The following is a 2,336-nucleotide window of genomic DNA, read 5'->3' on the forward strand; positions in this document are numbered from 1 at the left end:
CCGTTTTTTTGCGGGATGCCGTCGGTGCGCGCCGCTCAGGCGAAGATTTCTTCGGGAAGGGACTGTGCTTCGGGCAATGCGAGCGAGGCCAGCGGCCGCGGCGTGGCCTCCAGCAATGCCCGCGTGTAGCCATGGCGCGGCGCATCGAACACCGCGCCGCCGCTTGCAGCTTCCCACGAGGCGATGCGCTTTTTTCCTACGCGAGCACAGCTTTGCAAAAGGAGCATCGGGTTTCGTTTGTTGCGCAGGGTACGGCAACGGGCCCATGCTCGTCTTTGCAGAGAGAGAGAACACGATGGAACCTCACGAACATGCCCCGCAGCACCAAGGCGGGCACCCCTACGGGATGTTTGCAGTGAACATGCTGCTCAGCCTCGCCGTCATGTACCTGGTCATGTTTTCGATGATCGACGGCTGGGGCGACTTCCGGAACAACCTCAACATGTTCTACATGGCGCTCACCATGGTCGCGCCGATGGGAATCATCATGCTCGCCACCATGCGAGGCATGTACCGCAGCAAGGCGCTCAATGCGGCGCTCCATGCGGGGCTCGCGATCCTGTTTGTCGCCGCCCTGGCCGGGACTCGGCAGCAGGGCCTGATCGGCGACAGGCAGTTCATCGCCTCGATGGTGCCGCACCACTCGGGCGCCATCCTCATGTGCCGCGAGGCCGAGCTCAAGGACCCGGAACTGGTCAGGCTGTGCGGGCAGATCTCGAGCTCGCAGCGCAAGGAGATCGATGAGATGAACGCAATCCAGAAGCGACTGGGTGCGAGATAGCCCGAGCCGCGGTCCCGGCAGCCCGTCAGCGRATCACCAGCCGCGGCGCGCTCCCTTGCGCGCTGGCAGCGCCAATCACCGCGGCGTCGTCGAAGCCATGCCGGCGGAAGATGGCCAATACCTCGTCGAGTGCCTCGGGCGCGCAAGAAACCAGCAGTCCGCCGCTGGTCTGCGGGTCGGTGAGCAGGGCGCGCTCTTCCTCGGCAAAGTTCTGCGGCAGCGCCACATCGGAGCCGTAGCCGGCCCAGTTGCGGCCGGAGGCGCCGGTGACATGCCCCGACTGCACGAGGCCGCGCACGCCTTCCAGCACGGGCACCTGCTGCCAGTCGATCTCCAGCGACAGCTTTGCGCCGCGCGCCAGTTCCAGCGCATGGCCGGCCAGGCCGAAGCCCGTCACGTCGGTCAGCGCATGCACGCCGTCGAGCGCCGCGAGCTCGGGGCCGGGCGTGTTCAGCCGCGTCGTGGTGGCGATCATGCGTTGGTAGCCGGCCGCGTCGAGTGCTTCCTTCTTGAGCGCCGCCGACAGGATGCCCACGCCCAGCGGCTTGCCCAGCACCAGCAGGTCGCCGGCCTTGGCGCCGGCATTGCGCTTGACGCGCTTCGGGTGGACCAGCCCGAGCGCGACCAGCCCGTAGATGGCTTCGACCGAATCGATGGTGTGGCCGCCCGCGATCGGAATGCCCGCCGCCCGGCACACCGATTCGCCGCCTTCGAGGATGCGCCCGATGGTCGCCGTGCTGAGCACGTTGATCGGCATGCCGACCAGCGCGAGCGCCAGGATCGGCTTGCCGCCCATCGCGTACACGTCGGAGATCGCGTTGGTGGCCGCGATGCGGCCGAAGTCGAACGGATCGTCGACGATCGGCATGAAGAAGTCGGTGGTGGCGATCAGCGCCTGCTCGTCGTTGAGCTGGTAGACGGCCGCGTCGTCGGCCGTCTCGATGCCGACCAGCAGCTCGGGCGGCATCGGCATGCGCGCCGTGCCCTTGAGGATTTCCGACAGCACGCCGGGCGCGATCTTGCAGCCGCAGCCGCCGCCGTGCGACAGCGAGGTGAGGCGGGGCTCGGCGGCGGGGGCTTGCGGGAGGGCAGCGTTCATGGTGGTGGTGGCTGGAGTTCGTTCAGGAGTTGGAACAGTGCGGCCTGCTCGGCCCTGGGGTCGAACAGCGGCGCGCGCAACGCGCATTGTGTGCGCAAGCTGTCGAGCAGACCGGCCGCGCGGTCTTTGGACCCCTGGCCCGCGCGGCAGGCCTCGAGCAGCGCCRCCAGCGCGGCGGCATCCCCGTGCGGAAAGTAGCCCGCGTAGTCGTTGCCGAGCATGCCGACATTGCCAGGCACGCGCGACGCCAGCACCGGCGTGCCGCTGCGCACCGCCTCCATGATCACGTGGGCCCCGCCTTCCAGCGCGCTGGTGTGCACCAGCACGTGGGCGCGCTGGATGCGCTGGCGGGTCTGCGCATGGGGCAGGGCGCCGAGCCAGCGGTAGCCCGGGCAGTCGCTTGCCAATGCGCGCGCGAGTTCGCCCAGCCCGGCATCGCCCGCGTCGCCGATATGG

At 68.6% G+C, this 2,336-nt stretch carries 3 protein-coding genes and 1 pseudogene; 1 reads left to right on the forward strand and 3 read right to left on the reverse strand.

Features of this window, described 5'->3' with window-relative positions:
- Nucleotides 1-35: 35 nt before the first annotated feature.
- Nucleotides 36-227 (reverse strand): hypothetical protein, encoded by a 192-nt coding sequence (locus AC1DOC_RS29760; protein ID WP_436043459.1) that lies wholly within the window; start codon nucleotides 225-227, stop codon nucleotides 36-38.
- A 38-nt stretch (nucleotides 228-265) separates the two neighbouring features.
- Between AC1DOC_RS29760 and AC1DOC_RS29765 the strand changes: the two genes are divergently transcribed.
- A complete protein-coding gene (locus tag AC1DOC_RS29765) occupies nucleotides 266-781 on the forward strand; it encodes a DUF305 domain-containing protein (protein ID WP_018902837.1) in 516 nt (171 codons plus the stop codon).
- 25 nt (nucleotides 782-806) lie between these two features.
- On the opposite strand, the gene senC is transcribed toward AC1DOC_RS29765, so the two are convergent.
- A complete protein-coding gene (senC, locus tag AC1DOC_RS29770; protein ID WP_478080655.1) occupies nucleotides 807-1,880 on the reverse strand; it encodes a selenophosphate synthetase SenC in 1,074 nt (357 codons plus the stop codon).
- Nucleotides 1,877-2,336: pseudogene (gene senB, locus AC1DOC_RS29775) on the reverse strand (selenosugar synthase SenB); the annotation flags it as partial. The gene senC and the pseudogene senB, both read right to left, overlap by 4 nt.

Source organism: Variovorax sp. 01T439_2, assembly GCF_056398445.1.